Here is a 24,309-nt window from a genome sequence, read left to right as displayed (position 1 = left end):
GCATCGTCATGAGCAACGACCTGCTCAGTCTGGACGGACGCATCGTCATCGTGTCGGGTGCGGGCGGCGGTGGCATCGGCACCACCGTGGCCGCCATGGCCGCCCGCGCCGGGGCGACCGTGATCGGGGTGAGCCGCTCCAAGGAGAACCTGGAGACGCACGTCGCACCGCTGGCCGCGCAGGGCCTGCCGGTCGTGCCGGTCGCCGCCGACGCCTCCACCGACGAGGGCATCGCGACCGTGATGGAGCAGGTCGCACGGACCGAGGGAGACCTGTACGGGCTGGTCAACGTGGCCGGCGGGGCCGCCCCCTCGACCTGGATGCCCACCACCCGGGTGACCCGGGCGGACTGGCGGGAGCTGTTCACCCAGAACCTGGAGACGATGTTCTTCATGAGCCAGGCGGTCGCCGCGCAGCTCAAGTCGCAGCGCCGTCCGGGGTCGATCGTCTCCATCTCCTCCATCAGCGGCATGAACTCGGCGCCGCTGCACATCGGTTACGGCACGGCGAAGGCGGCGCTGGTGGCGGCGACCCGCACCATGGCCGTCGAACTGGCCGGCGACGGCATCCGGGTGAACGCCGTCGCGCCGGGCGTGACCGAGACCCCGGCCTCGGCCACCTACGTCGACCAGGACGCCGAACGCGACCGCCGCGCCATCGCCATGGGGCGACGGGGCCGCCCCGAGGAGCAGGCGGGAGCAGTGCTCTTCCTGCTGTCCGAGCTGTCGAGCTACATCACCGGGCAGACCCTGCTGGTCGACGGCGGTCTCAACCTCAAATGGACCCACCTGGCCGCCGACAACACCTCCCTGTTCCTCAAGGACGAGTCGTTCCGCGCCGCCATAACGCGCTGACGCGCGAGTTGGAGAATGTGATGAGCACTCAGGAACCTACAGAACCGCTGTCGGAGCCCCTCACCATCGGCGTCGAGGCCTACATCTCCGAGGAGTACGCCCGGGCCGAGCGTGACAAGTTGTGGGGCAAAGTCTGGCAACAGGTCGGCCGGGTCGAGGAACTCCCCAGGGTGGGCGACTACCTCAGCTACGACATCCTCGACGACTCGATCATCGTCGTGCGCACCTCGGCGGACACTATCCGCGCCTACTACAACGTCTGCTCGCACCGGGGGCGTCCGCTGGTCGACACCCCGCCGGGCGCCAGGGACGCCCGCGGCCGCCGCAGGATGTTCGTCTGCGGGTTCCACGGGTGGCGGTACAACCTGGAGGGCGAGTGCACCCGGGTGGCCCTGGGGGAGGACTGGCCGTGCGGGCTGACCGAGCAGAACACCCGGCTGGCCGAGGTCAGGCTGGACACCTGGGGCGGATGGATCTGGATCAACCTGGACCCGGAGTGCGAGCCACTGCGCGACTACCTCGAACCCGCGGCCACCCTGCTCGACCCGTTCCAACTGCAGAACATGCGCTACCGCTGGCGCCGCTGGCTGGTCTTCGACTGCAACTGGAAGACCGCCCTGGAGGCCTTCATGGAGACCTACCACGTCCAGCAGACCCACCCGGAGTTCATGACCTACGGCAGCTTCCTCGGCTGGTCCCGGGCCCAGGGCAAGCACAGCAACATCGGCTACGACGCCCCCAAGGGCCTGGACGAGAACCAGGCCAAGCTGCGCCTGGGCACCGGCGGCGACCCCCGGGTGTCCACGGCCGACCTGCAGAACTTCACCTGGGAGAACGCCAACACCAACACCACCCGGACACTGGTGGACGCGGCCAACCGGCTGGTCGACGAACTGCCCGAGGGAACGCCGGCCGACCAGGTGCTGCGGCACTGGCTGGACTCGGCCCGCCGCGACGACGCGGCGCGCGGCGTGGTCTGGCCCACCGTCGCCCCCGAGGACATCGGAGTGAGCGGTACGGCCTGGCAGATCTTCCCCAACTTCCAGATCGGCCACGCCCTGAACAACATGCTCTGCTACGGCGCCCGACCCTACGGCTACGACCCGAACAAGTGCATCTTCGAGGCAGCCGTCTACGAGCTGTACCCGGAGGGCCAGGAGCCGCAGACGGAGTGGGAGTTCACCCCGGTGGGCGACCCGGCCTGGCGCACCGTGCTGCCACAGGACTTCGCCAACATGGCCGCGGTCCAGAAGGGCATGAAGGCGCGCGGCTTCACCGGCCCCAAACCCAACCCCTACCGCGAGCGCAGCATCGTGAACCTGCACCACAACCTGGCCAGGTACATGGGCACCGGCGCACCGCGCGACCTCACCTGACGCCTGGCACCTGACACCTGACACCTGACACCTGACACCTGACGGACCGACAGCCCAAGCCGAGGAATCCGCATGCCGAAATGCGTACCGACACCGACCCCCGAGATCGACCACGCGGCCCTCAGGACGAAGTACCTGTTCGAGCGGGACAAGCGGATCCGCCCCGAGGGGCAGCAGCAGTACCTGGTGGCCGAGGGCGAGTTCGAGGAGTACTACGAGAGCGACCCGTACACCCCGGTGGTGCCCCGCCCGCCGATCTCGGAGTCGATCGACGTGGCCGTCCTCGGTGGCGGATTCTCGGGCCTGCTCGCTGCGGCCCGGGTCAAGCAGAGCGGTGTCTCCAGCCTCAGGGTCATCGAGCAGGCCGGCGACTTCGGCGGCGCCTGGTACTGGAACCGCTATCCCGGCATCCAGTGCGACGTGGACAGCACCTGCTACCTCCCGCTGCTCGAAGAGGTCGGCTACATCCCGAAGCAGAAGTACGCGATGGGGGACGAGGTCTTCGAGTACTGCCAGCGCATCGGCAAGCACTTCGACCTCTACGACAACGCGGTCTTCAGCACCCTGATCCGCTCGCTGGAGTGGGACCAGGAGATCCGGCGCTGGCGGATCGGCACCAACCGCGGCGACGAGATCCTGGCCCGCTTCGTCATCATGTGCCAGGGACCGTTCAACCGCCCGAAGCTCCCCGGGATCCCCGGGATCACGGACTTCCAGGGGCACACCTTCCACTCGGCGCGCTGGGACTACGAGTACACCGGCGGCGACATCAACGGTGGGCTGGACCGGCTCGCCGGCAAGCGCATCGCCGTCATCGGCACGGGCGCCAGCGGTGTCCAGATCATTCCGCACATCGCCCGCACCGCCGAGCACCTCTACGTCTTCCAGCGGACGCCGTCGTACATCGACGAACGCGGCGACGTGCCCACCGATCCCGAGTGGGTCAAGACCCTGAAGCCGGGCTGGCAGAAGGAGATCCAGCGCAACTTCCACACCGCGGCCTTCGAGGCCTTCGGCCCGGGCCAGCCGGACCTGGTCTGCGACGGCTGGACCGAGGTCAGCCGCAACCTGGCCGCGCACCTGGACGCCACCGACGGCTGGGCCGCGCTGGCGGACCCCGAGACGTTCATGGAACTGAGGGAGCTTCAGGACTACCGCGCGATGCAGCGGCTGCGCGACCGCATCGACGAGATCGTCGACGACCCCGCGACGGCGGAGGCGCTCAAGCCCTACTACCGCTTCCTCTGCAAGCGGCCGTGCATGAGCGACCAGTACCTGCCGACGTTCAACCGCTCCAATGTCACCCTCGTCGACGTCTCGGGCACCAAGGGCGTGGAGCGCATCACCGCGAAGGGCATCGTCGCCGACGGCGTCGAGCACGAGGTCGACTGCATCGTCTTCGCCAGCGGCTTCGAGATCACCACCGACCTGGACCGTCGTCTCGGCATCCAGCCGTACACCGGCCGCGACGGCCTCTCGCTCTACCAGCACTGGGCCGACGGCTACCGCACCCTGCACGGAACCATGAGCCACGGCTTCCCCAACCAGTTCTACACCGGGTACATCCAGGGCGGCGTGACCGCGAGCACCACCGCGATGTTCGAGCAGCAGGCCGACCACATCGCCTACATCATCAAGGAGACCCTGGCCCGCGGCGCCACGTCCGTGGAGCCCACCGCGGAGGCCCAGGAGCAGTGGTGCACGACCGTCAGGGAGAGCGCGGTCGACAACACCAACTTCCAGCGGGAGTGCACGCCCGGCTACTACAACAACGAGGGCGAGCAGCAGATCCGGTCGCACCTGGGCGACCCCTACTGGCCCGGCTTCTACGTCCTGGAGGACCTGTTGCAGGCCTGGCGCGACTCGGGCGAGATGGCCGGCCTGGTACTGGAGGGGACCCCCGATGCCTGAGCTGGGATTCGACGACCGGGTGGCCGTGGTCACCGGAGCCGGCCGGGGGCTGGGACGCGCCTACGCCCTGCTGCTCGCCTCCAAGGGGGCCCGGGTCGTCGTCGACGACCCGGGCTTCGACCTGAGCGGCAAGGGCGCCGACAGCGGTCCCGCCGAGGAGGTGGTCCGGGAGATCAAGGCAGCCGGGGGCGAAGCGGTCGCCTGCACCGAGTCCGTGGCGACGGCCGAGGGCGGGCAGGCGATCGTCCAGTCGGCGCTCGACAACTACGGCCGGATCGACATCCTGATCCACAACGCCGGAAACGTCCGGCGGGCGCCGCTGGCACAGATGTCGTACGAGGACTTCGACGCGGTCCTGGACGTCCATCTGCGGGGCGCCTTCCACGTGGTCCGGCCGGCGTTTCCGGTGATGTGCGAGGCGGGTTACGGCCGGGTGGTGCTGACCTCGTCGATCGGCGGACTGTACGGCAACCACGAGGTCGCCGGGTACAGCGCCGCCAAGGCGGGCGTGATCGGTCTGTCCCATGTGGTCGCGCTGGAGGGGGCGGAGCACGGGGTGAGGAGCAACGTCATCGCCCCCGGTGCGCTGACCAGGCTGGCCGAGGGGATCGACACCTCGGCGTACCCGCCGATGGGCCCGGAACTGACGGCACCGGCCGTGGGCTGGCTGGCCCACGAGTCCTGCTCGATCAGCGGGGAACTGCTGGTGACCATGGCCGGCCGGGTGGCCAGGGCCTTCGTGGCCGAGACGGCCGGGGTGTACCAGCCGTCCTGGACGATCGACCAGGTCGCTGAGCAGATCGCCGCCATCCGTGACACCGCCGACCCCTGGATCCTGCCGGTCGTCCCCTCGGGCTTCGTCGACCACATCGGCAACAGCTTCGCGATCGCAATGAAGGGCGGCAACTAGCATGCCGGTCAAGGTCTTTGAACGCATTCTGGACTTGTTCGAAGCAGAGGGCATCAACACCCTCTTCGGGATTCCCGATCCGAACTTCGTCCACATGTTCCACCTCGCCGAGGAGCGCGGCTGGAACGTGATCGCCCCGCACCACGAGGAGTCCGCCGGCTTCATGGCCGAAGCGGTGTCGCGGATGACCGGCAGGCCCGCGGTGTGCATCGGCACGCTGGGCCCGGGCGTCGCCAACCTGGCCGGCGCCATGATGTGCGCCAAGGTCGAGAACTCGCCGGTGGTCTTCCTCGGCGGCCAGCGCGCCCGCATCACCGAACAGCGGGTCCGCCGCGGCCGCATCCAGTTCGTCAGCCAGGCCGCCCTGTTCGAGCCCTCGGTCAAGTACTGCGCCAGCATCGAGTACGCGGACCAGACCGACGAGATCATCCGTGAGGGCCTGCGCAAGGCCCTGTCCGGAACACCGGGCCCGGTCTACATCGAGTACCCCTCCCAGGTGATCCAGCAGGAGCTGGAGGTACCTCCGGCGCTGCCGCCCCGGTCCTACCGCCTGGTGGACCAGACCGCAGGACCGGACCGGATCGCCGAGGCGGTGCGCTACATCGGCGCGGCCGAGCGGCCGATCCTGCTGGTCGGCCACGGCGTGCACACCACCCGGGCCGGTGCGTCGGTCAAGGCATTGGCCGATCTGATGGCCTGTCCGGTCATCCAGACCTCGGGCGGCACCTCGTACATCGAGGGGCTGGAGGACCGTACCTTCCCCTACGGTTTCTCGGCGGCGGCCATCGACGCGGTGGTGACGTCCGACCTGTGCCTGGCCATCGGCACCGAGCTCGGTGAGCCGGTCCACTACGGCAAGGGCCGGCACTGGGTGGCGAACGAGGCCGACCGCAGGTGGATCCTGGTCGAGCAGGACCCGCAGGCCATCGGTGTCAACCGCGCGGTCGACGTCCCGCTGGTGGGCGACCTGCGCGCGGTCGTCCCGCAGCTGGTCGAGGCGCTCAAGGACACGCCGCGCAGCCCCGCTCCCGGCCTCGACGGCTGGATCCAGCAGGATGCGGCCCAGCTGGCGGAACTGGCGGAGACGGCTCCCTCCGGGATGTCGCCGGTACATCCCGCACGCCTGATCGTCGAGGCGACCAAGGTCTTCCCCAGGGAGGGCATCATGGTGCGCGACGGCGGTGCCACCACGATCTTCGGCTGGACCTACTCCCAGGCCAAGCCCCATGACGTGATGTGGAACCAGAACTTCGGCCACCTGGGCACCGGGCTGCCGTACGCCATCGGTGCCTCGGTGGCCGAGGGCCGCAGACGTCCGCTGATGCTCATCACCGGGGACTCCTCGTTCCAGTTCCACATCGCCGAACTGGAGACGGCCGCGCGGCTGAACCTGCCGCTGGTGTGCGTGGTGGCCGTCGACTACGCCTGGGGCCTGGAGGTGGGCGTCTACAAGCGCACCTTCGGCCAGGGGTCGCTGGAGACCGGCACGCACTGGAGCACCAGGACGCGGCTGGACAAGGTCGCCGAGGGCTTCGGCTGCTACGGCGAGTACGTCGAAACGGACGAGGAGATCGGCCCTGCCATCAAGCGTGCCTACGCCAGCGGCCGGCCCGGCGTCATCCACGTCGCGGTCGACCCGAAGGCGAACTCGGAGGAGATGCCGAGCTATGACGAGTTCCGGACCTGGTACGCGGAGGGGACGCAGTGATGCGTGAATACGGTCAGTTCTACATCGGCGGCCGGTGGATCGATCCGGTGCAACCGCGGACCCTGGACGTGGTGAACCCCGCGACGGAGGAGGTCTGCGGCCGGGTGGCGGTCGGCTCGGCCGCCGACGTGGACCGCGGGGTCGCAGCCGCCCGGGTGGCCTTCCCCGGCTGGTCGGCGACCAGCGTCAAGGAGCGGCTGGAGGTGCTCCAGAACATCCTGGACGTGTACCAGAACCGGGCCGGGGACCTCGCCGCCGCGCTGACCGAGGAGATGGGCGCGCCGAGCACGCTCGCGCACGGCTTCCAGGTCGGGCTCGGGGTCGGACACCTGACCACGGCGATCGAGGTGCTCAGGGACTTCACCTTCGAGGAACAGCGCGGCGCCACACTGATCGTCAAGGAGGCGATCGGCGTCTGCGGCCTGATCACGCCGTGGAACTGGCCGATGAACCAGATCGCGGTGAAGCTCTTCCCCGCGCTGGCGACCGGTTGCACCGTGGTGCTCAAGCCCTCGGAGCAGTCGCCCTTCACCGGGCAGGTCTTCGCCGAGATCCTGGACGCCGCAGGCGTCCCCGCCGGGGTGTTCAACCTGGTCCAGGGTGACGGTCCGAGCGTGGGGGTGCCCCTCTCGGTGCATCCCGACGTCGACATGATCTCGTTCACCGGCTCGACCCGGGCCGGCATCGAGATCGCCAGGAACGCGGCGCCCAGTGTCAAGCGGGTGACCCAGGAACTGGGCGGCAAGAGCCCGAACATCATCCTGGACGACCAGGACCTCGCCGAGAACGTCGGCAAGGGCGTCACCACCATGATGGGCAACTCCGGGCAGACCTGCAGCGCGCCCTCGCGCATGCTGGTGCCCGCCGCGCGGATGGCGGAGGCCGTGGAAGCGGCGCGCGAGGCCGTGTCCCGGGTGACCGTGGGCGACCCCAACGGTGACTTCGTGATGGGCCCGGTGGTCTCCGGAGCCCAGTTCGACAAGATCCAGGCACTGATCCAGAAGGGCATCGACGAGGGCGCCGCCCTGGTGTCCGGCGGTACCGGACGCCCGGACGGGCTTCCGCGGGGCTACTACGTGAAGCCCACTGTCTTCGCCGAGGTGACCAGCGACATGACCATCGCCCGCGAGGAGATCTTCGGTCCGGTGGTCACCATCCACGGCTACGACAGCGTGGACCACGCCGTCGAGATCGCCAACGACACCGAGTACGGCCTGGCCGGCTATGTGGCGGGGGCCGACCTCGACCAGGCCCGGGCCGTCGCCCGTCGCATCCGGGCGGGATATGTCGCGATCAACGACGGATTCGACTTCAACTGCCCCTTCGGCGGCTACAAGAAGAGCGGCAACGGGCGCGAGTGGGGCGAGTTCGGGTTCCACGACTACCTGGAGATCAAGGGAATCCTCGGCTACGCGCCCGACGAAGCCAACGGGTAGACCATGGGTTCTCTTGCAGGCAGGGTCGCGGTGGTCACCGGCGCCAGCCGGGGCGTGGGAAAGGGAATCGCCCTGGCCCTCGCGGAACAGGGCGCGACCGTCTACGTCACCGGACGGACCGTCACCCCCGGCTCCTATCCGCTGCCCGGCACCGTCGGCGAGACGGCCCTGGAGGCGGACCGCCGGGGCGGGCGAGGCATCGCCGTCCAGGTGGACCACGCGGACGACGAGCAGGTCGCGGCGCTCTTCGACCGGGTCGAGCGGGAGCAGAGCCGACTCGACATCCTGGTCAACAACGCCTTCTCGCTACCAGAGGACCTGACCGAGCCTCAACCCTTCTGGCAGAAGCCGCTCTCCAACTGGGAGATGGTCGATGTCGGGGTGCGCTCCAACTTCGTCGCGGCCTGGCATGCCGCCCGGATCATGGCCCCGGCGAAGTCCGGCCTGATCGTCGCCACCTCCGGGTATGTGGGGGTCACCTACACCTACGGTGTCGTCTTCGGCACCTGCAAGTCCGCCGTGGACCGGATGGCCCGCGACATGGCGGTGGAGCTGGAGCCGTACGGGGTGACCTCGCTGTCGTTGTGGCTGGGCCTGACCTTCACCGAGCGGGCGGAGCGCAACCTGCGGCGCGATCCCGCCATGACGGCGCAGACGGTGACCAACCCTCAGGTCGGCTCGACAGTCGAGTTCCCGGGCCGGGTCATCGCCGCGCTCGCCGCGGACCCGCAGCTGATCCGCCGTTCCGGCGGAACCTGGATCGCCGCCGAACTCGCCCAGGACTACGGCGTCACCGACGTCGACGGACAGTCACCACCGTCCCTGCGCGCGCAACGCGGCTCACCGATCTGGTCTCCCGTCTCAGCGCCCAACCCAACGCATCCGGAGAAGACATGACCACGACCGAGGACAGACTGGACCGGATCGGGCAGTTGCTCGACCGCCAGGACATCACCGACTGCCTGACCCGCTTCAGCCGGGGCATGGACCGCTTCGACCGGGACCTGTTCCTCTCGGCCTTCCATGACGACGCGGTGATCGCCGCCGGGGAGTTCGTCGGCGGGGCGGCCGCACTCTACGACTGGGCTATCGTGCTCCACGAGCAGGGACAGGTGTCCACGCACCACAATCTGCTGAACAACACCTGCGACATCGACGGCGACGTCGCCCACACCGAGACCTACTACCTGTTCGTCGGGCGCAACCGGGACGAGTCCAACTGGATCGCCGGCGGCCGCTACATCGACCGGCTGGAGCGCCGCGACGGGCAGTGGCGGATCGTCCTGCGCACCAACGCCATCGAGTGGTCGGGCCTGGTCCCCACCCTGCCGATTCCCTTCGCGGACGTGCCCGGCATCGACCTCAACGGCGTCCCCTCGCGCAGCACCGAGGACCCCTCCTACCAGCGCCCGCTGACCAACAAGCGGGAGACCAACGTCCCGTCTGCCGGAGGCGATGCGGCATGACTGCCAACGCCGAGGTCCTGAACGGCCTCATCGCCCGCGAGCGGATCCGCGACTGCCTGGCCCGCCTCAGCCGCGGCGAGGACCGCCGCGACGCGGACCTGATCAGCGCCGGCTACTGGCCCGACGCCACCGACGACCACGGCATCTTCCTCGGCACCTTCAAGGAGTACTTGGCCTGGGTCGTCCCCGGCGCGCCGACCATCCCGGTCACCCTGCACACCCTGGGCCAGAGCCTGATCCAACTGCAGGGCAGCACGGCTGTGGTGGAGACCCACGTCACCGCCTACCACCGCATCACCATCGGCGACCAGGACACCGACATCGTCCTCGGCGGCCGCTACCTGGACCGGATGGAGGAACGCGACGGGGAGTGGCGCATCATCCACCGCACCATGCTCTACGACTGGCTCAAGGACTTCGGTCCGTCGGTCGACTGGTCCCAGGGCCTCCTCGGCATGCCCTTCCTCACCGCCCACTCCGTCGGCACGGCCCAGGACGACCACAGCGAGACGCTCTTCAAGCCGGCCTGACCCGCGGCCGCGCCATCAGAACCAGTGCAGGCAGTGCGGGGGGCGCTCGGCGTGGAAGAGGGCGTCGGCGAGGGCGGCCGCAGCCGGGTGGTGGGCCCGGATGTGGCCGGCACGTACGAGCCTGCTGGGAGTGGTGCCGCCGAGGTAGACCGAGCCCAGGTCGCTCACGTCGAGTGACAGGTCGGGCTCGCGGTCCGTCGGGACGCACTCGGCCTTGCCGTCGCGGACGGTCAGCAGGTAGCGGTCGTGTTCGCCGAGGAACGGGTCGTCGACGTCGAGGACGAGCTCGCCGTCCGTGGACCAACCGCGCGCCGTCAGGGCACGCGGGACGTCCAGCAGTCGCACCCAGAGCCAGTCGGTGTCACTGCTGACCTCGGCGGCGCGGAAGTCCGCGAGTTGCCAGCGCAGCGGGTGCTCGGGCGGGACGTGCTTGAACACGACCTGAGTGACCAGGTCGTGTCCGAGCAGGAACCGGGCCAGGGCGGTGGAGGCGGCGTCGTCGGTGGCGATGGTCTCGTCGACCGTCAGGGTGCGGGACTCGTCCAGCGAGTAGCTGGCGTACCCGTCCGGGACGCCGTCGGCGTCCCGGTGCACGGCGACGTGGCGCGGCGCCGGGGAGACGGGGGGCTGCCCCGCGCCCAGGTCCCACCAGCGGTGCGGCCGGGACAGCGCGCCCGGCTGTGCACGTCGGTACCGGTCGTAGACCTCTTCCAGGATCTCGCCGCACTCGGCCCGCCGCAGAAGCTCGACCGAGCCGGTCGCCGGGGCGTCGTCCGCCGATCCGCGCGCCCGGGGGAGGGCGAGGGCGGCCTTGTGGCGCGGCACCGTCAGCCTCTGGGTGTAGGTCGCCGGTCCGTAGCCGAACCTGCGGTAGATCACGGCCTCGGAGGCCAGCAGCACGGAGAGGAACTCCCCTCGGGCCCGCAGATCGGTGAGCTGATGCCGCATCATCGCGCTGAGCACGCCCTGGCGTCGGTGCGAGGGCAGGACGCCGACGGCGGTCACTCCGGCGGCGGGGACGACGGTCTCACCGGGCAGGGTGAGTTCGAAGGAGTACGCACCGGCGGTGCCGACCGGGCGCCCGTCCGCGGTCACCGCGAGCAGGTTGCGGTCCATTTCGAGCGCCGCCCACGAGACCCCGCGGCCATCGCTCGTGGCCTCCCTGAACTGCCCGAACGCGGCCTTGATCGTGTCGACGAAGACCTCGAGGTCCTGGTCGGTCGTGGGACGGATCTCCATGGCTGCTGCTGCCCTCCCGGCGTGCGGACACCACACCCCGCGGTGTCCCGCCACAGTGCAGCGTCGACCTGTCGCCAGGTCAAACGAATTACGCCCGGGCCCGCAGCCGGTCGGTGTGGGCGGCCACGTACCGGCCCGTGGTGCGGTGCAGGTGGCGGAGGAGGATCTCCTGGTCGTTGAGGGGGAAGTGGGTGACCACGCGTGACTGGAGCATGGTCTGGGTGGCTTCTAGGGTGTTGCAGTCCTGGAGGGCGAACTCCTTGAAGGTGACCGCGGCCAGCTCCTGGCGCACGCGGTCGCGGGCGGTGCGGGCCGGGACGAAGTAGAGGGTGCCCTCGAAGGTGTGGCGGTTGTAGGCCGTCGGCCAGTAGTGGTAGGTGAGGTACCAGCCGGGGGCCCAGACCACCATCATGAAGTTGGGGAAGAAGACGAACGAGTCGATGCCCCAGGCCTTGTGGCCGGAGGGGTTCAGCCCCGGCGGCAGCGGGTCGAGGCCGGGGATGTCGGGGCGGTCCCAGGGGCCGAAGTTGCCGCTGCGCAGGACCCGTTCGATGGGCTTGACCATGTTCAGGTCCTTGGGCGGTGCCATGCCGCCCCAGGACGACACCATGCCGTGCGGGCCGTCGAGTTGGTAGTGGAGGGCCTCGAATCCGTAGCTGGAGAGCTTGCGCGACTCATTGCCCACGTACTGCTTCGCATGCAGGACGGGTGCGTGGTAGAACTCCGCGAAGGCGTCCATGTACAGCTTCCAGTTGCTGCCGATGTCGGCCCGGTAGCGGTAGACCTCCGTCATCCGGTCGAACGGATAGCCCTCCAGGCCGGCGGCGAGCGTGCCGAGGTACGTGGCCAGGGGTTCGGCGTCGTCGTCGAGGTTGACGAAGACGAAGCCCTCCCAGACCTCGCAGCGGATCGGGACGGGTCCGGCCGGGCCCCCGCGGAACGCGTGAAGTGTGCCGTCGGCGTCGCGGAGGACCTTCACCGAGCTGCCGACGGCGGCGATCTCCTTGGCGAAGTGGCCGCCCGGCTCCGGTACCTGCTCGACGCGGCCCACGTTGAGCCAGGTCCGTTCGAAGACCGCCTTGCGTTCGAGTTCGTAGTACTCGGGCGAGATGGAGTCCTCGTAGGACATCGGGGCAGTGCCGAGCTCGGGGTAGTGCTCGGTCCAGCTGCCCTCGGCAGGCTTCGCGAAATGAGGCATCGTCAAATCCCTTCTCCACCTGCTCTGATGGCTCCTCAAAAACCATACGATGGCGTCTGGTTACGGTCAATCGGTCTGACCTGCTGTCTTGACCGGAACCAGACGGGACCGTACATTTTCGGGAATGGAGTCCAAGGCGGGCAGCGAGCGTTCCCGAGCCGGGCGACCGACGTCGGTGGAGGCCGCCCAACTGACCGAGCGGCTCCGACGGGCCGCCGTCGACACCTTCCTGCAGTACGGGTACGACGGCACCACCATGGAGGCGGTGGCGCAGGCCGCAGGCGTCACCAAGAGCACCCTGTACGGCCGTTACGCCGACAAGCGGACGCTCTTCCTGGCGGTGAGCGCCTGGGCGCTGACCCGCCAGGAGCGCGACGAACGGGTACTGGAGCCGTTGCCCGAGGACCTCGCCGGCAGCCTGACCGTGATCGCGCGGTCGATCCTGGCGCGCTCGGTCGACCCCGACATCGTGCGGCTGAGCCGGATGGCGATCGCCGAGTCGGAGCGCTTCCCCGAGTTCGCGGCGAGCTCCCAGGCCGTCACCTGGTCCCCGCGGATCCAGGTGATCATGGATCTGCTGGACCGTCATGAGCGTGCAGGGGCAGTGGTCGTCGGCGATGTCGAGATGGCGGCTGAGCAGTTCTTCGCCATGGTCGGCGCCATGCCGGCCTGGCTGGCGGCCTACGGCATCTACCGCACGCCCGAGGTGGAGGAACAGCACATCCAGCATGCCGTCGGACTGTTCCTGAACGGCGTGCTGGCCCGGAAGGACGACTCGGATCGAAGTCGAGGAAAAGGGTGAAGATGGCCGGGACACTGGTCGGCAGGGTCGCCGTGGTCACGGGCGGTGCATCGGGAATCGGGCGGGCCTGTGCGCAGCGGCTGGCCCGTGACGGTGCCGACGTGGCCGTGCTGGACCTCGACGCGGACGCCGCCGAGGGTGTGGCCGCGGAGATCGTGGCCGAGGGCGGCTCGGCCCTGGCCCTCGGCGTCGACGTGGCGGACCGTCAGAGCATCGACCGCGCGGTCAAGGAGGTGCACGAGCGGTTCGGCCCGGTCGCCGTGCTGGTGAACTCGGCCGGCAAGGAGGGCGCCAAACGCTTCCTCGACATCACCGAGGAGGCCTGGAACAACCTGCTGGCGGTCAATCTGACCGGCACCTTTCACTGCTGCCAGGCGGTGGTGCCGGACATGGTCGAGGCGGGCTGGGGCCGGATCGTGAACATCTCCTCCTCCAGCGCGCACAGCGGCCAGCCGTTCATGACCCACTACGTCGCCTCCAAGGCGGGCGTCATCGGCTTCACCAAGGCCCTGGCGCTCGAACTCGGCCCGTCCGGCATCACCGTCAACACCATCCCGCCCGGCTTCGTCGACACACCGATGCTGCGCCGCAACGAGAAGCTGGGCCGCTTCGTCCAGAGCATGGACTACCACATCGCCCAGACCCCGGTGCGGCGGACCGGCCGCCCCGAGGACATCGCCGCCGCCTGCGCCTTCCTCGCCTCGGAGGAGGCCGGCTACATCACCGGGCAGGTCTTCGGCGTCAACGGCGGCCGCAACACCTGACCTATCGCCGAGTCCGAGGGGCCGTCAGCGGCCCTTCCACTGCGGGGGGCGCTTCTCGGCGAAGGCCCTGGGCCCCTCCTGGGCGTCCTCGCTGTTGTAGCAGAGCTCGGAGGCGTGCCTGGCCGCCTTCAGGGCGGCCGAGCGGCCCATCTCGGTGGCCAGCATCACCGTCTCCCGGGCGGCGCGCACCGACAGCGGTGCGCCTGCCAGGATGTCGCGAGCGAGGTCGAGGGCGGTGTCCATAAGTGTCTCCGGATCGGAGACACGATTGACCAGACCGATCTCGTAGGCCCGCTGGGCGGTGATCGGCCTACCGGTGAGCAGGATCTCCATCATGATCCGCTGCGGGATCATATGGATCAGCGGCGAGGCCCACGGTGAGCTCCGGCCGACCTTGACCTCGGAGACGGCGAAGGTCGCACTGGTGCTGGCCACGCACAGGTCGCAGGCCTGGGCCAGCATCCAGCCGCCGGCGAACGCGGCGCCGTTGACGGCCGCGATGGTGGGCTTGGACAACTCGACGGTGTCGTAGGGGAGCGGGAACATGTCGCGGGGCGGCTCGCGCAGTCCGGTCTCCACCATCTCCTTGAGATCGCCGCCGGCGCAGAACGCCCGCTCGCCCGCTCCGGTGAGGACGGCGATGCGCAGCCGGTCGTCGCGCTCGAAGCGGTCCCAGGCGGCGAACAGGCCCTCGCGGACGTCCCGGGCCAGGCAGTTGCGGGTCTCCGGCCGGTTCAGGGTGATGACGGCGATGCCGTCGTAACGGGCATCGAAGAGTACGGCGTCGCTCATCAGAAACCCCTCTGCTGAATGGTGTGGGCCTCGCGCGCCAACTCCTCCTGGAAGGCGGGGTGGGCGATGGCGATCAGCCGGCGGGTGCGCTCGGCCAGGGTCCTGCCCTTGAGCTCGGCCGAGCCGAACTCGGTGACGATGACATCGACGTCACTGCGTGCGGTGGTGACCGGTCCCGACAGCCTGGCGGTGATCCGGCTGATCGTTCCGCCCTTCGCGGTGGCGGGCAGGGCGATGACGGCGTGCCCGCCCGGCGAGCGGGCGCCGGCACGGACGAAGTCCACCTGGCCGCCGGTGCCGCCGAGGTAGGCCGAGCTGCTCTGCTCGGCGTTCACCTGGCCGGTCAGGTCCACCTCCAGCGCCGAGTTGACGGTGACCAGGCGGTCCAGCTGCGCGAGCACGGCCGCGTCATGGGTGTAGCCGGTGGTGCACATGCGCAGCTGCGGGTTGCGGTGGGCGAAGTCGTACAGCCGCCTGGTGCCGATCAGGGCGCCGCTGATCGTGATCCCGGTGTCGATGTGTTTGCGGGCGTTGGTGACCACCCCGGCCTGGACCAGGTCGACCAGGGCGTCGCCGACCATGCCCGAGTGCACGCCGAGGTCCCTGCGGTCGTGCAGGAGCCGGAGGACGGCGTCCGGCACCGCGCCGATCCCGGTCTGCAGGACCGAGCCGTCCTCGATGTAGGCCGCCACGTGCTTGGCTATCGCCTCGTCGGTCGCGCCGATCTTCGCGGGCGCCACCTCGGTCGGCGGGCGGGAGATCAGCACGGCGCAGTCGATCCTGGCCGCGGGCAGCAGTTCGCCGTAGGTGAAGGGCACCTGGTCGTTCACCTCGGCGACCACGACGCGTGCCTTGGCGACGGCCGCCTGCACATGGTCGCCGGTGAGGCCGAAGCTGTGGTCGCCGTCCGCATTGGCCGGGCTAACCTGGACGAACGCCACATCGCAGCCGAGCGTTCCGGCTTCGATCATCGGTCCGATCTGACTCACATGACAGGGGATCACCCCGAGCCGGTGCTCCTTGGCCAGTGCGCGCAACGCGCCGATCGCGCCCATGCTGCACACGCTGATGCCGTCCATGGCAGCCGGGGTGAGCAGTCCGGAGAAGCTGGTGGCGATGAAGGTGGCGAGCCCGCCGATGTCGCGCCCCTGCTCGCTCAATGCCTGGACCAGCGTGGTCGGTTCACCGCAGGCCTGACCCATGACGATGCGGTCTCCGGGACGCAGGAACTCGCCGAGATCCAGGTCGCGGGCATCGGCGACGACTCTCATCCGCGTCCCGCCGATGCCAACAGCGCCTGGGCCCGGGCCAGATGGGGACGGTCGAGCATGGCGCCCCGGTGGCCGATGGCCCCGACGCCGGGATGGGCGGCGAAGAGGTCGACGATCTCCTGGGCCGCGGCCAGTTCCTCCTCGTCGGGGGTGAAGGCCGCGTTGATCACGTCGACCTGGGCGGGGTGGATGGCCAGCATGCCGCGGAAGCCGTCGCGGCGTACCTTCTCGGCACGCCGGCGCAGTCCCTCCAGGTCGCGAAAGTCGCCCTGGATGGTGTCCACGGCCGCCACCCCGGCCGCTGCCGCGCCCAACAGGCAGAGGCTGCGGGCCAGTTCGTAGGTGAAGCCGTAGCTGCCGTCGGCATTGCGGTTCTCGGCGGCACCCACGGCGTCGGCGAGGTCCTCCGCGCCCCAGGTCATGGCGACCACCCGGGGTGCACCCCGGTAGCTGCCGGTGGTGAACATGGCTTCGGCCGTCTCGGTGACCAGGACGATGACCTTGGTCGATCCCTGCTCGATGCCGGCGGAGACCTCCAGCGCGGAGAGGTAGTGGTCCAGGAGTTCGACGTCGGCGCGGCCACGTGACTTGGGCAGCATGATGCCCCCGGGGCGTGCCGGGATCACCGCTGCCAGGTCCGCCAGTGTGTGCGGGCCGTCCAGGGGATTGACCCGCACCCACAGCCGGCTTCGGTCAGCTGTCGGCTGCCCCGCGAGGAAGGCCGCGATCATCGCCCGGGCCTTGGGCTTCCCGTCCTCGGTCACCGCGTCCTCCAGGTCGAGGACGACGATGTCCGCCGTGCCCGCGGCGGCCTTCTCCATCTTCCGCTCGCTGTCGCCGGGGGCGAACAGCCAGGAGCGCGCACGGAAGGGCGTATTGGTGCTGGTCATCGTTGCTCCATCTCCGCCGCGATCTCCTCGGTGTGGGCGCCCAGTCCGGGTGCGGGGCCGGCGACTCGTCCGGGGGTCCGTGAGAACCAGGTCGGGATGCCGGGGAAGCGCACCGGTCCGTTCGGGCTGTCGACCGTCTCGAAGAATCCGACGTCGTTCAGGTGCGGATTGTCGAACAGTTCGTCAAGTGTGCGGACCGGGGCGGCGGGTATGTCCAACGACCGCAGCAGGTCCAGCCAGTCCTTGGTCGTACGCTCCAGGAAGGTCTCCGCCAGCAGGGCGTAGACGGTGTCGATCCGGCGGGCCCGCAGTTCGAGGGTGGCGAAGTGCTCGCCGGCCCAGGCCGGTCGGACGGCGTCGACGAATGCGGTCCACTGCTTGTCGTTGTAGACCAGCGCGGCGACCAGGCCGTCCTTGGTCCGGTAGGGCCTGCGGTTCGGCGCCACCGCGCGGGGATAGACCGCGGGGCCCAGCGGCGGGCTGAACATCGCGCCGTTGGCGTGCTCGACCAGCATGAACGAGGCCATCGTCTCGAACATGGCGACCTCGACCTCCTGCCCCTCGCCGGTCCGCTCGCGGTGGAAGAGCGCCATCGCGGTGGCGTACACGGCCGTCAGCCCGGCCACCTTGTCCGCCATGATGGTGCCGACATAGCCGGGCTCACCAGTCAACTGCCGCTGTACGGAAGGCAGTCCGCACTCCGCCTGGATGGTGTCGTCGTAGGCGGTGAGGTCGGCGTCCCGGCCCCGGCGGCCGTAGCCGTAGCAGTTGGTGTAGACGACGGACGGGTTGACGGCGGCCACTTCGGCGTAGTCGAAGCCGAGCTCGGCGATCGCCCGGGCACGCATGGAGTGGATGAAGACGTCGCAGCCCCTGATGAGTCCCCGCAGCGTCTCCTTGCCTTCCTCGTTGCGCAGATCCAGGACTGCACTGCGTTTTCCCCGGTTCACATTGACGAAGACACCGCTCATGCCCGGTTCCGGACCCACCGAGATGTGACGGGTGTTGTCGCCGGCCGGGGGCTCGATCTTGATCACGTCCGCCCCCATGTCGGCCAGGATCTGGGTGCAGTACGGACCCATGACCATGGCCGTCAGATCGACGACGCGCACCCCGGTGAGGGGACCTGTGTGTTCCATGCGGCTGGGCCTCTTGCTATCCTCTATATCTTAGTAATCTTTAGGATGACTATGCGAGGGGCGTGCACCGATGTCAACGGCCCAGGCAGGTCCGGAAGTTGATCTCGATCTCGGTCCCAGGGCGGCCGTGCTCCGCATCCGCCTGCGTGCCCTGCTCGCCGAGGAGCTGCCCCCCGACTGGGTCGCGCCGTTCTCCCTCGCGCCGGACGTCCGGGCCGTCGTCGCCCGGGTCTGCCGGCGCCTCGCGGACGAGGGCCTGCTCACGCTGAGCTGGCCGGTCGAGTACGGCGGCGGGGGAGCGGACCTGTGGCAGCAGACCGTGCTGCGCGAGGAGATGTGGGCCCACTTCGAGCCGCGTGGTCCGCAGTACATGGGACTCAACTGGGTCGGCCCGGTGCTGATGGAGGTCGGCACCGCCGAGCAGCGCGCCAGGCACCTGCCCGGGATCTCCTCGGGCACGGCCGTCTGGTGCCAGGGGTTCAGCGAACCGGAGGCGGGCACCGACCTCGGCTCGCTGAAGCTCGCCGCACGCCGCGACGGCGAGGCGTGGGTGCTCGACGGCCAGAAGATCTGGACCTCCTACGCCGGCCTGGCGCAGTGGTGCTTCCTGGCCGCCAGGACGTCCCGGACGGAGAACAAGCACGACGGCATCACCATCTTCCTGGTGCCGATGGACAGTCCGGGGATCACCGTGGTCCCGATCGACTCGATGATGGGCGAACAGCACCTCAACGAGGTCTTCTTCGACTCCGTGCGGGTGGGCGACGAGGCGGTGCTCGGCGAGGTCGGGCGGGGCTGGGACGTGATGGGCCTGGTGCTCAAGCACGAACGCATCGGCATCCCCAGGTACGCGCGCGACGACCGGGTGCTCTGCGAACTGGCCGGCCATGAAGGGCTCGACGAACCGGCTGCCGCCGCCGAATACGTCCGCGCGCTGGTGCACACCCGGGTTGCCCGACTGCTCAGCTATCGTGCCGTCGCTCTCAGCGAGGCCGGCCGGCTGACCCAGCAGGTGGCCTCGTTGGCCCGGCTGGCCTCGATCCAACTGGACCAGGAGGTGGCCGAGTTGGCCGCCGACGTGTGCGGGGCCGAGGGGCTGGCGCCCGATCCGGGACGGGGACTGCTCGGCCACGTCGAGGACGTACTGCGCTACTCGCGGTCGGCGACGATCGCGTCCGGAACGATCGAGGTGCAGCGCCTGGTGGTCGCTCGCGCCGCGCTGGAGGGGGCGGACCGTGCGTCGTGAGTGGCCGAAGAGCGCCAGGGCCTATGCGGAGACAGTGTCCGACGTGCTCGGCTCCCTGGGCGGGGTCGAGGCGGCCCGACGGGCCGAGGTCGAACCCACCCACCGGGCGGAGACGGTCCGCCCTCGGCTGGATGCGATCGGTGCGCTCGCGCTCGACCCCTGGGGGGACGAGGAGGAGTCGGCGGCCGCCGCCCTGGCCGTGCGCGAGGCCGGCCGGGTGGTCCTGCCCTGGCCGCTGGTGCACGTCCTGGCCGTGCCGCCGTCCGCCCGCGCGGACTGCGGCGGGGTCCACCTGGTGCTGGGGGAGTGCACCGCGCTGGACCATGCCGACGTGCTCCCGGACGCGATCGCGGTGGACCTGCGCGACCAGCGGGTCTTCTCGGTCACCGTGGAGCGGCGCAGGCAGGCCCCGCTCGACCCGTTCGGCTGCGAGGTTCGCCTCGTCGACACCGGGCTGGGCCCGCCGGTGACCGACGCGTCCGCAATGCACCTGCTGCTCGACGCGTTCTGGGTCGGCGGCGCCCTGGCCGGGGCCGCGGACCTGGCGCTGCGGCATGCCCGGGAGCGGCGCCAGTTCGGCGTGCCCATCGGACGGTTCGGCGAGATCCGCTGGCGGATCGCCGACCTGGTCCTGGCCCGGGACAGCCTGGACGAGCTGGCCCGCTACACCTGGTGGCTGCTGCGGGTCGGCCGCGCCGGCCCCGCCGACCTGCTGGCACTGCGGCTGCAGATGCTGGAGTCGGCCCGGACCGTCCTCGCCAACGCCCACCAGATCCTCGGCGCGATGGGACTGTGCGAGGAGCACGACCTCGCCGTCATCGACCGCCACCTGCAACCCACGCTGCGTCGACCGGTCGGACGACTCGGAACCACGACCCTGCTCGCCGACCGGATCCGCCGCGACGGCTTCGACGCTCTGTTCCCGGTACCGCCGAGCCCGATCCGGCCGGGATGCTGACGGAGCGTTCGTGATGCGGAATGCTGTGGCCATGAGCGAGGACACCGAGCGGCTGGCGAAAGCTCTCATCGAGCTCCGGGAGGCCGAGGGCCTCTCGGTGACGGAGCTCGCACTCCGCACCACATTGAGCGTGGCGACCATCAAGGTCCACGAGAGTGACCTCGGACGCCTTCCCACCTCCTTTGCGGCCCGCCGTTTCGAGGAAGTCCTCGACTGGGCACCGGGCAGCATCCCGACCCTGCCGCAGGAGCCGACGGATCCCGAGTCCCCGCCGGACTCCAGCGCTGTCACGGGATAGGTCGATCGGCCGGTGCGGCGTCCGGCTCAGGCTTGGATGTTCTCCAGGTCGTCGAGCAGGCTCGGGTGGGTCGGCTGCCAGCCGAGCGCGGTGCGGGTGCGACTGCTGGATGCGGGCTGGTCGGTCGCGAAGATCGGGCCGAGGGGACCGAAGTGCTCCTGCGGTGCCGGCTTGACCGGGAGGTCGAGCCGCCGCCCGATGACCGCGGCGATATCACGTACCGCGTCGCCCTCGTCGGCGACGGCGTGCCACGAGCTTCCGGCCGGTGCCTGCTCCAGTGCCAGCCGGAACAGGACGGCGGCGTCGAGCGCATGGACGGCCGGCCAGCGTTGGGTGCCGTCCCCGGGGTAGCCGGCGGCGCCGGTGCGGCGGGCGATGTCGGTGAGCAGCCCGGCGAACCCGCCCTGGCCCTGGTTGTGCACGGTGCGCGGCAGCCGTACCGCCGAGCTGCGCACACCGTTGGCGGCGAGTGCGAGGGTGCGGGTCACCGACTGGCTGCGTCCGGCGACGGGGCCGCTGGTCGGCAGCGGGTCGTCCTCGGTCGATGCGCGTCCGGCCGCATGGGGTGTGCCCGCGACGGTGACCAGTGGCCGGTCCGTGCCGACGAGGGTTTCGCCGAGTGCGCCGAGCGCGGCGGCCTCCTCGGCGATGGCTCGCGCGAGTGCTTCGGGGGAGCTGAAGTCGTTGCCGAAGGCGAGGTGGATGACGCCGTCCGCCTGCTGCGCACCGGTTCGCAGCACCTCCAGGTCGGTCAGACCTCCACGGAGGACGCCGGCGCCGGCGTCCTCGGCGCTTGCCGCGGAGGCGTCGGAACGGGCGAGGGCGGTGACGGAATGACCTGCGGTGAGCAGTTCGGCGACTACGGCCGAACCGATCAGGCCTGTTCCACCGGTGATGAAGACGCGCATGGCGGGCTCCCATGAGTGATGCGACTGATGTCCCATCACGGTACACCCGATGCGACACATGTCGCATCGGCTAGACTGCCGCCATGCCGAGATGGAAGCCCGATGCCCGACAACGCCTGGTCGTGGCGGCCCTCGGCCTGTTCGCCGAGCAGGGCTACGACGACACGACGGTCGCTCAGATCTCCGAGCGGGCCGGCCTCACCCGGAGCACGTTCTTCCGCCACTTCGCCGACAAGCGGGAGATCCTCACGGCGGGGCAGTCGGCTCTCAGCCGCCTGCTGGCCGAAGGCATCGAGACCGCCCCCGACGACGCGACACCCATGACGGCCGTCGCGGCCGGCCTGGAGCGCGCCTCGGGCGAGATGACATCGTTCAACCGCGAGCTCGGCCCACTGCTGCACGCGGCGATCGAGGCGAACGAGGAGTTGCAGGAGCGCAATGCGCTGAAGAGCATCGGCATGGCTGCGGCGATGGTCGAGGCGCTGAAGCGACGGGACGTCCCGGAACCCGCGGCGCATGTGGCCGCCGAACTCGGCGTGCTCGCGTTCCGGCTCGGATTCAACCGCTGGGCCGACCCAAGCCGCGACGAGGACCCGGGCGAGCTGGCCACCCACACACGAGCCGCATTCGCCGAACTGCGCGCAGCGGCCGCAGAACTGCGCTGATGGCCGACCGGCCCCTGGGCCGGGGCCGGCGGGAGAGTTTCGAGGTCAGTCGCGCCGGGGCGGGCGTGGGGGCATCTCGAAGCCGGTGACGATGACGGCGTTGGTGTCGGCTGCGGCCTGCCGCAGTGGTCTGGCCTTCGCGTACTCGGGCGACTCGTACCAGGCGCGGGCCGCCTCCACCGAGTCGAATTCCAGGACGACCGTCCGGTCGCCGTGCCAGCTGCCTTCGAGCAGCTGGGGCTGTCCGTCAGCGGCCAGGACGGACGCGCCGCCGCTGGCCATGGAGGGTCCGGCGGCCCGTGCGTAGGCGTCGATGCCGGCCTGGTCCCTGACCGCCTCGGTCAGGATGACGTAACCCTTGGGCATGGATCTCCTCGGACGTGGTGTCAGTACACGGTGATGGCGTGCTCGGGGCAGGTGCCCACGGCGCTGCGGACCGCCGCCTCGTGCTCGGCCGGGACCTCCGACGGCTGCACCACGGCGTAGCCGTCGTCGGAGAGGTCGAAGACCTCGGGGCAGATCGTCCAGCAGACCCCGTGGCCCCGGCAGCGGTCCTCGTCGACGGTGACCTTCATCGGGCGCTCTCCTCGGCGGGCGTGAAGTCCAGGTTCAGATGGGTCAGGCCGCGGAGGATGAAGGTCGGGATGTACTGGTAACGGCGGGCGTCGGCCGGGCCGTGCACCCGCTCCGAGATGCGGATGTCGGCGGTGCGGTCGAGCAGCCGCTCGATGCCCACCCGGCCCTCGGCCCGGGCCAGCGGTGCGCCGGGGCAGGCGTGGATTCCGCGCCCGAACGCCAGGTGCTGACGGGCGTTGGGGCGGGCGGGGTCGAAGGTGCCCGGGTCCTCGAAGCGGCGCGGATCGCGGTTCGCGGCACCGTTGACCACCATCAGCGTGGTGCCGGCCGGGATGTCGACCCCGCCCACCGTGGTCGGCACCCGGGACAGCCGGAAGTCGCCCTTGATCGGACTCTCCATCCGCAGGGTCTCCTCGACGAAGTTGGGGATGCGGGTGCGGTCGTCGCGCAGCAGCCGCTGCAGGTCCGGGTCCTCGGCGATCAGCTTGAACGCGGAGCTGAGCAGCCGGACGGTGGTCTCCTGGCCCGCCGAGAAGAGGTTGGCGGCGACCCGCACCACGTCCCCGACCTCGGGCATCGAACCGTCGGGGAAGGTCGCGGTGGCCAGGCCGGTGAGCACGTCGCCGCGCGGCTCGCGGCGGCGGTCCTCGATGTAGGCGGCGAACCGCTCGTAGAGGAACTCCATCGGGGAGTGGGCCAGGGTGTCGTCGCCGGTGCTGCCGAGGCCGCCGGCCGACTGCGGTCGTTGCTGCATCCGCTCCAGGAACTCGCCCAGGTCCTCCTCGGGCACGCCGAGCAGGTCGGCGATGACGAGCAGGGTGAAGGGGCCGGCGAAGCCGCTGATGAACTCGCCCTGGCCGTCGGCCAGGAAGCCGTCCAGTACGCGGTCGGCCAGCCGGCCCATGGCCTCCTCGTTCTCCTTGAGGCGCTTGGGCGTGATCAGCCGCATCAGCAGTGCGCGGTGGTCGGTGTGGGTGGGCGGGTCCATCGTGGGGAGCTGGTCGCTCATCGGGAGTTCGTCGCGGTGCTGCTCGATCAGCTCGGTCAGGTCGTCGCCCACGAGCGGGACCGGGAACCCGGGGAAGGGGCCGGTCACCGCGATGCAGGAGGAGAAGGTCTTGGCGTCGTGGAACACCTCGACGGCCTCGTCGTAGCCGGTGACCATCAGCACGTCGTGATGGGGTTCGCGCCGTACCGGGCACTGCTGGCGCAGGGCGTCCAGATAGGGGTACGGATCCGCGACGAGCGCGTCGTCGCGGAAGTAGTCCATCGCCTCGAAGTCGTCCACTGTTGGCACACCTCTCCGTCACTGCCTTGCCGGAGCCTGTGAGAAGTTTATTCTCATATGCGAGGATCACATTTTCATGGCATG

At 70.0% G+C, this 24,309-nt stretch carries 25 protein-coding genes; 15 read left to right on the top strand and 10 right to left on the bottom strand.

What is annotated here, in order from left to right; genetic code table 11:
• Positions 1-8: 8 nt before the first annotated feature.
• From IF29_RS0112395 to IF29_RS0112355, 9 genes are all read left to right on the top strand, one after another.
• Positions 9-854: an SDR family NAD(P)-dependent oxidoreductase gene (locus IF29_RS0112395; protein ID WP_030253384.1), complete on the top strand. Its 846-nt coding sequence runs from the start codon at positions 9-11 to the stop codon at positions 852-854.
• A 20-nt stretch (positions 855-874) separates the two neighbouring features.
• A complete protein-coding gene (locus IF29_RS0112390) occupies positions 875-2,230 on the top strand; it encodes an aromatic ring-hydroxylating oxygenase subunit alpha (protein WP_157623698.1) in 1,356 nt (451 codons plus the stop codon).
• Between the two features lie 72 nt (positions 2,231-2,302).
• Positions 2,303-4,141, top strand: a complete 1,839-nt coding sequence (locus IF29_RS0112385; protein ID WP_030253380.1) for a flavin-containing monooxygenase — start codon at positions 2,303-2,305, stop codon at positions 4,139-4,141.
• Positions 4,134-5,051, top strand: coding sequence for an SDR family NAD(P)-dependent oxidoreductase (locus IF29_RS0112380; RefSeq protein WP_030253378.1), 918 nt, complete (start codon positions 4,134-4,136; stop codon positions 5,049-5,051). The genes IF29_RS0112385 and IF29_RS0112380 overlap by 8 nt, the downstream gene beginning before the upstream one ends.
• Position 5,052: 1 nt before the next feature.
• Positions 5,053-6,759, top strand: a complete 1,707-nt coding sequence (locus IF29_RS0112375) for a thiamine pyrophosphate-binding protein (protein ID WP_030253376.1) — start codon at positions 5,053-5,055, stop codon at positions 6,757-6,759.
• Positions 6,759-8,195 carry an aldehyde dehydrogenase family protein gene (locus tag IF29_RS0112370; protein ID WP_030253374.1) on the top strand — a complete coding sequence of 479 codons (1,437 nt, stop codon included), beginning with the start codon at positions 6,759-6,761 and terminating at the stop codon, positions 8,193-8,195. Before IF29_RS0112375 ends, IF29_RS0112370 begins: the two co-directional genes overlap by 1 nt.
• 3 nt (positions 8,196-8,198) lie before the next feature.
• A complete protein-coding gene (locus IF29_RS0112365; protein ID WP_030253372.1) occupies positions 8,199-9,092 on the top strand; it encodes an SDR family NAD(P)-dependent oxidoreductase in 894 nt (297 codons plus the stop codon).
• Entirely contained in the window at positions 9,089-9,661 is a 573-nt protein-coding gene (locus IF29_RS0112360; protein ID WP_030253370.1) for a nuclear transport factor 2 family protein, read from the top strand. Before IF29_RS0112365 ends, IF29_RS0112360 begins: the two co-directional genes overlap by 4 nt.
• Positions 9,658-10,191 carry a nuclear transport factor 2 family protein gene (locus tag IF29_RS0112355; protein ID WP_030253364.1) on the top strand — a complete coding sequence of 178 codons (534 nt, stop codon included), beginning with the start codon at positions 9,658-9,660 and terminating at the stop codon, positions 10,189-10,191. The genes IF29_RS0112360 and IF29_RS0112355 overlap by 4 nt, the downstream gene beginning before the upstream one ends.
• Before the next feature lie 15 nt (positions 10,192-10,206).
• Here the strand turns inward: IF29_RS0112355 and IF29_RS0112350 are convergent, their stop codons facing one another.
• Positions 10,207-11,430, bottom strand: a complete 1,224-nt coding sequence (locus IF29_RS0112350) for a GNAT family N-acetyltransferase (protein WP_030253362.1) — start codon at positions 11,428-11,430, stop codon at positions 10,207-10,209.
• A gap of 88 nt (positions 11,431-11,518) precedes the next feature.
• Complete coding sequence (locus tag IF29_RS0112345; protein ID WP_030253360.1) at positions 11,519-12,628, bottom strand: aromatic ring-hydroxylating dioxygenase subunit alpha; 1,110 nt, start codon at positions 12,626-12,628, stop codon at positions 11,519-11,521.
• A gap of 124 nt (positions 12,629-12,752) precedes the next feature.
• Between IF29_RS0112345 and IF29_RS0112340 the strand changes: the two genes are divergently transcribed.
• Positions 12,753-13,430 (top strand): TetR/AcrR family transcriptional regulator, encoded by a 678-nt coding sequence (locus IF29_RS0112340; RefSeq protein ID WP_030253359.1) that lies wholly within the window; start codon positions 12,753-12,755, stop codon positions 13,428-13,430.
• Positions 13,431-13,432: 2 nt separating this feature from the next.
• Positions 13,433-14,194 (top strand): SDR family NAD(P)-dependent oxidoreductase, encoded by a 762-nt coding sequence (locus IF29_RS0112335; protein WP_030253352.1) that lies wholly within the window; start codon positions 13,433-13,435, stop codon positions 14,192-14,194.
• A 24-nt stretch (positions 14,195-14,218) separates the two neighbouring features.
• Here IF29_RS0112335 and IF29_RS0112330 read toward each other — a convergent pair whose 3' ends face one another.
• The 4 genes from IF29_RS0112330 to IF29_RS0112315 are packed head-to-tail and all read right to left on the bottom strand — an operon-like array spanning position 14,219 to position 18,286.
• Positions 14,219-14,986 (bottom strand): enoyl-CoA hydratase/isomerase family protein, encoded by a 768-nt coding sequence (locus tag IF29_RS0112330; protein ID WP_030253350.1) that lies wholly within the window; start codon positions 14,984-14,986, stop codon positions 14,219-14,221.
• Entirely contained in the window at positions 14,986-16,257 is a 1,272-nt protein-coding gene (locus IF29_RS0112325; protein ID WP_030253348.1) for an acetyl-CoA hydrolase/transferase family protein, read from the bottom strand. Before IF29_RS0112325 ends, IF29_RS0112330 begins: the two co-directional genes overlap by 1 nt.
• Positions 16,254-17,147: an HpcH/HpaI aldolase/citrate lyase family protein gene (locus IF29_RS0112320; protein ID WP_030253347.1), complete on the bottom strand. Its 894-nt coding sequence runs from the start codon at positions 17,145-17,147 to the stop codon at positions 16,254-16,256. Before IF29_RS0112320 ends, IF29_RS0112325 begins: the two co-directional genes overlap by 4 nt.
• Entirely contained in the window at positions 17,144-18,286 is a 1,143-nt protein-coding gene (locus IF29_RS0112315; RefSeq protein WP_030253345.1) for a CaiB/BaiF CoA transferase family protein, read from the bottom strand. The genes IF29_RS0112320 and IF29_RS0112315 overlap by 4 nt, the downstream gene beginning before the upstream one ends.
• A gap of 127 nt (positions 18,287-18,413) precedes the next feature.
• On the opposite strand from IF29_RS0112315, the gene IF29_RS0112310 reads away from it, so the two are divergent.
• The 3 genes from IF29_RS0112310 to IF29_RS0112300 are packed head-to-tail and all read left to right on the top strand — an operon-like array spanning position 18,414 to position 20,788.
• Positions 18,414-19,532 carry an acyl-CoA dehydrogenase family protein gene (locus tag IF29_RS0112310; protein WP_198037420.1) on the top strand — a complete coding sequence of 373 codons (1,119 nt, stop codon included), beginning with the start codon at positions 18,414-18,416 and terminating at the stop codon, positions 19,530-19,532.
• A complete protein-coding gene (locus IF29_RS0112305; protein WP_030253341.1) occupies positions 19,522-20,490 on the top strand; it encodes an acyl-CoA dehydrogenase family protein in 969 nt (322 codons plus the stop codon). The genes IF29_RS0112310 and IF29_RS0112305 overlap by 11 nt, the downstream gene beginning before the upstream one ends.
• Positions 20,491-20,521: 31 nt before the next feature.
• Positions 20,522-20,788 carry a helix-turn-helix domain-containing protein gene (locus tag IF29_RS0112300; protein ID WP_198037419.1) on the top strand — a complete coding sequence of 89 codons (267 nt, stop codon included), beginning with the start codon at positions 20,522-20,524 and terminating at the stop codon, positions 20,786-20,788.
• A gap of 26 nt (positions 20,789-20,814) precedes the next feature.
• Here the strand turns inward: IF29_RS0112300 and IF29_RS0112295 are convergent, their stop codons facing one another.
• Positions 20,815-21,696, bottom strand: coding sequence for an NAD-dependent epimerase/dehydratase family protein (locus IF29_RS0112295; protein WP_030253338.1), 882 nt, complete (start codon positions 21,694-21,696; stop codon positions 20,815-20,817).
• An 83-nt stretch (positions 21,697-21,779) separates the two neighbouring features.
• Between IF29_RS0112295 and IF29_RS0112290 the strand changes: the two genes are divergently transcribed.
• Positions 21,780-22,361 (top strand): TetR/AcrR family transcriptional regulator, encoded by a 582-nt coding sequence (locus IF29_RS0112290; RefSeq protein ID WP_030253336.1) that lies wholly within the window; start codon positions 21,780-21,782, stop codon positions 22,359-22,361.
• A 45-nt stretch (positions 22,362-22,406) separates the two neighbouring features.
• Here the strand turns inward: IF29_RS0112290 and IF29_RS0112285 are convergent, their stop codons facing one another.
• Genes IF29_RS0112285 through IF29_RS0112275 form a run of 3 tightly spaced genes read right to left on the bottom strand, consistent with a single transcriptional unit; the run spans position 22,407 to position 24,225 of the window.
• Complete coding sequence (locus IF29_RS0112285; RefSeq protein ID WP_030253334.1) at positions 22,407-22,727, bottom strand: DUF1330 domain-containing protein; 321 nt, start codon at positions 22,725-22,727, stop codon at positions 22,407-22,409.
• Positions 22,728-22,747: 20 nt separating this feature from the next.
• On the bottom strand, positions 22,748-22,936 hold the full coding sequence (locus tag IF29_RS0112280) for a ferredoxin (protein WP_030253332.1): 189 nt from the start codon (positions 22,934-22,936) through the stop codon (positions 22,748-22,750).
• Complete coding sequence (locus IF29_RS0112275) at positions 22,933-24,225, bottom strand: cytochrome P450 (protein WP_037594956.1); 1,293 nt, start codon at positions 24,223-24,225, stop codon at positions 22,933-22,935. The genes IF29_RS0112280 and IF29_RS0112275 overlap by 4 nt, the downstream gene beginning before the upstream one ends.
• Between the last annotated feature and the right edge of the window lie 84 nt (positions 24,226-24,309).

The organism is Streptacidiphilus jeojiense (assembly GCF_000719095.1).
GTDB lineage: Bacteria > Actinomycetota > Actinomycetes > Streptomycetales > Streptomycetaceae > Streptacidiphilus > Streptacidiphilus jeojiensis.
Note: the sequence above shows the minus strand (reverse complement) of the source record. Positions and strands in the feature narration are given on the sequence as shown.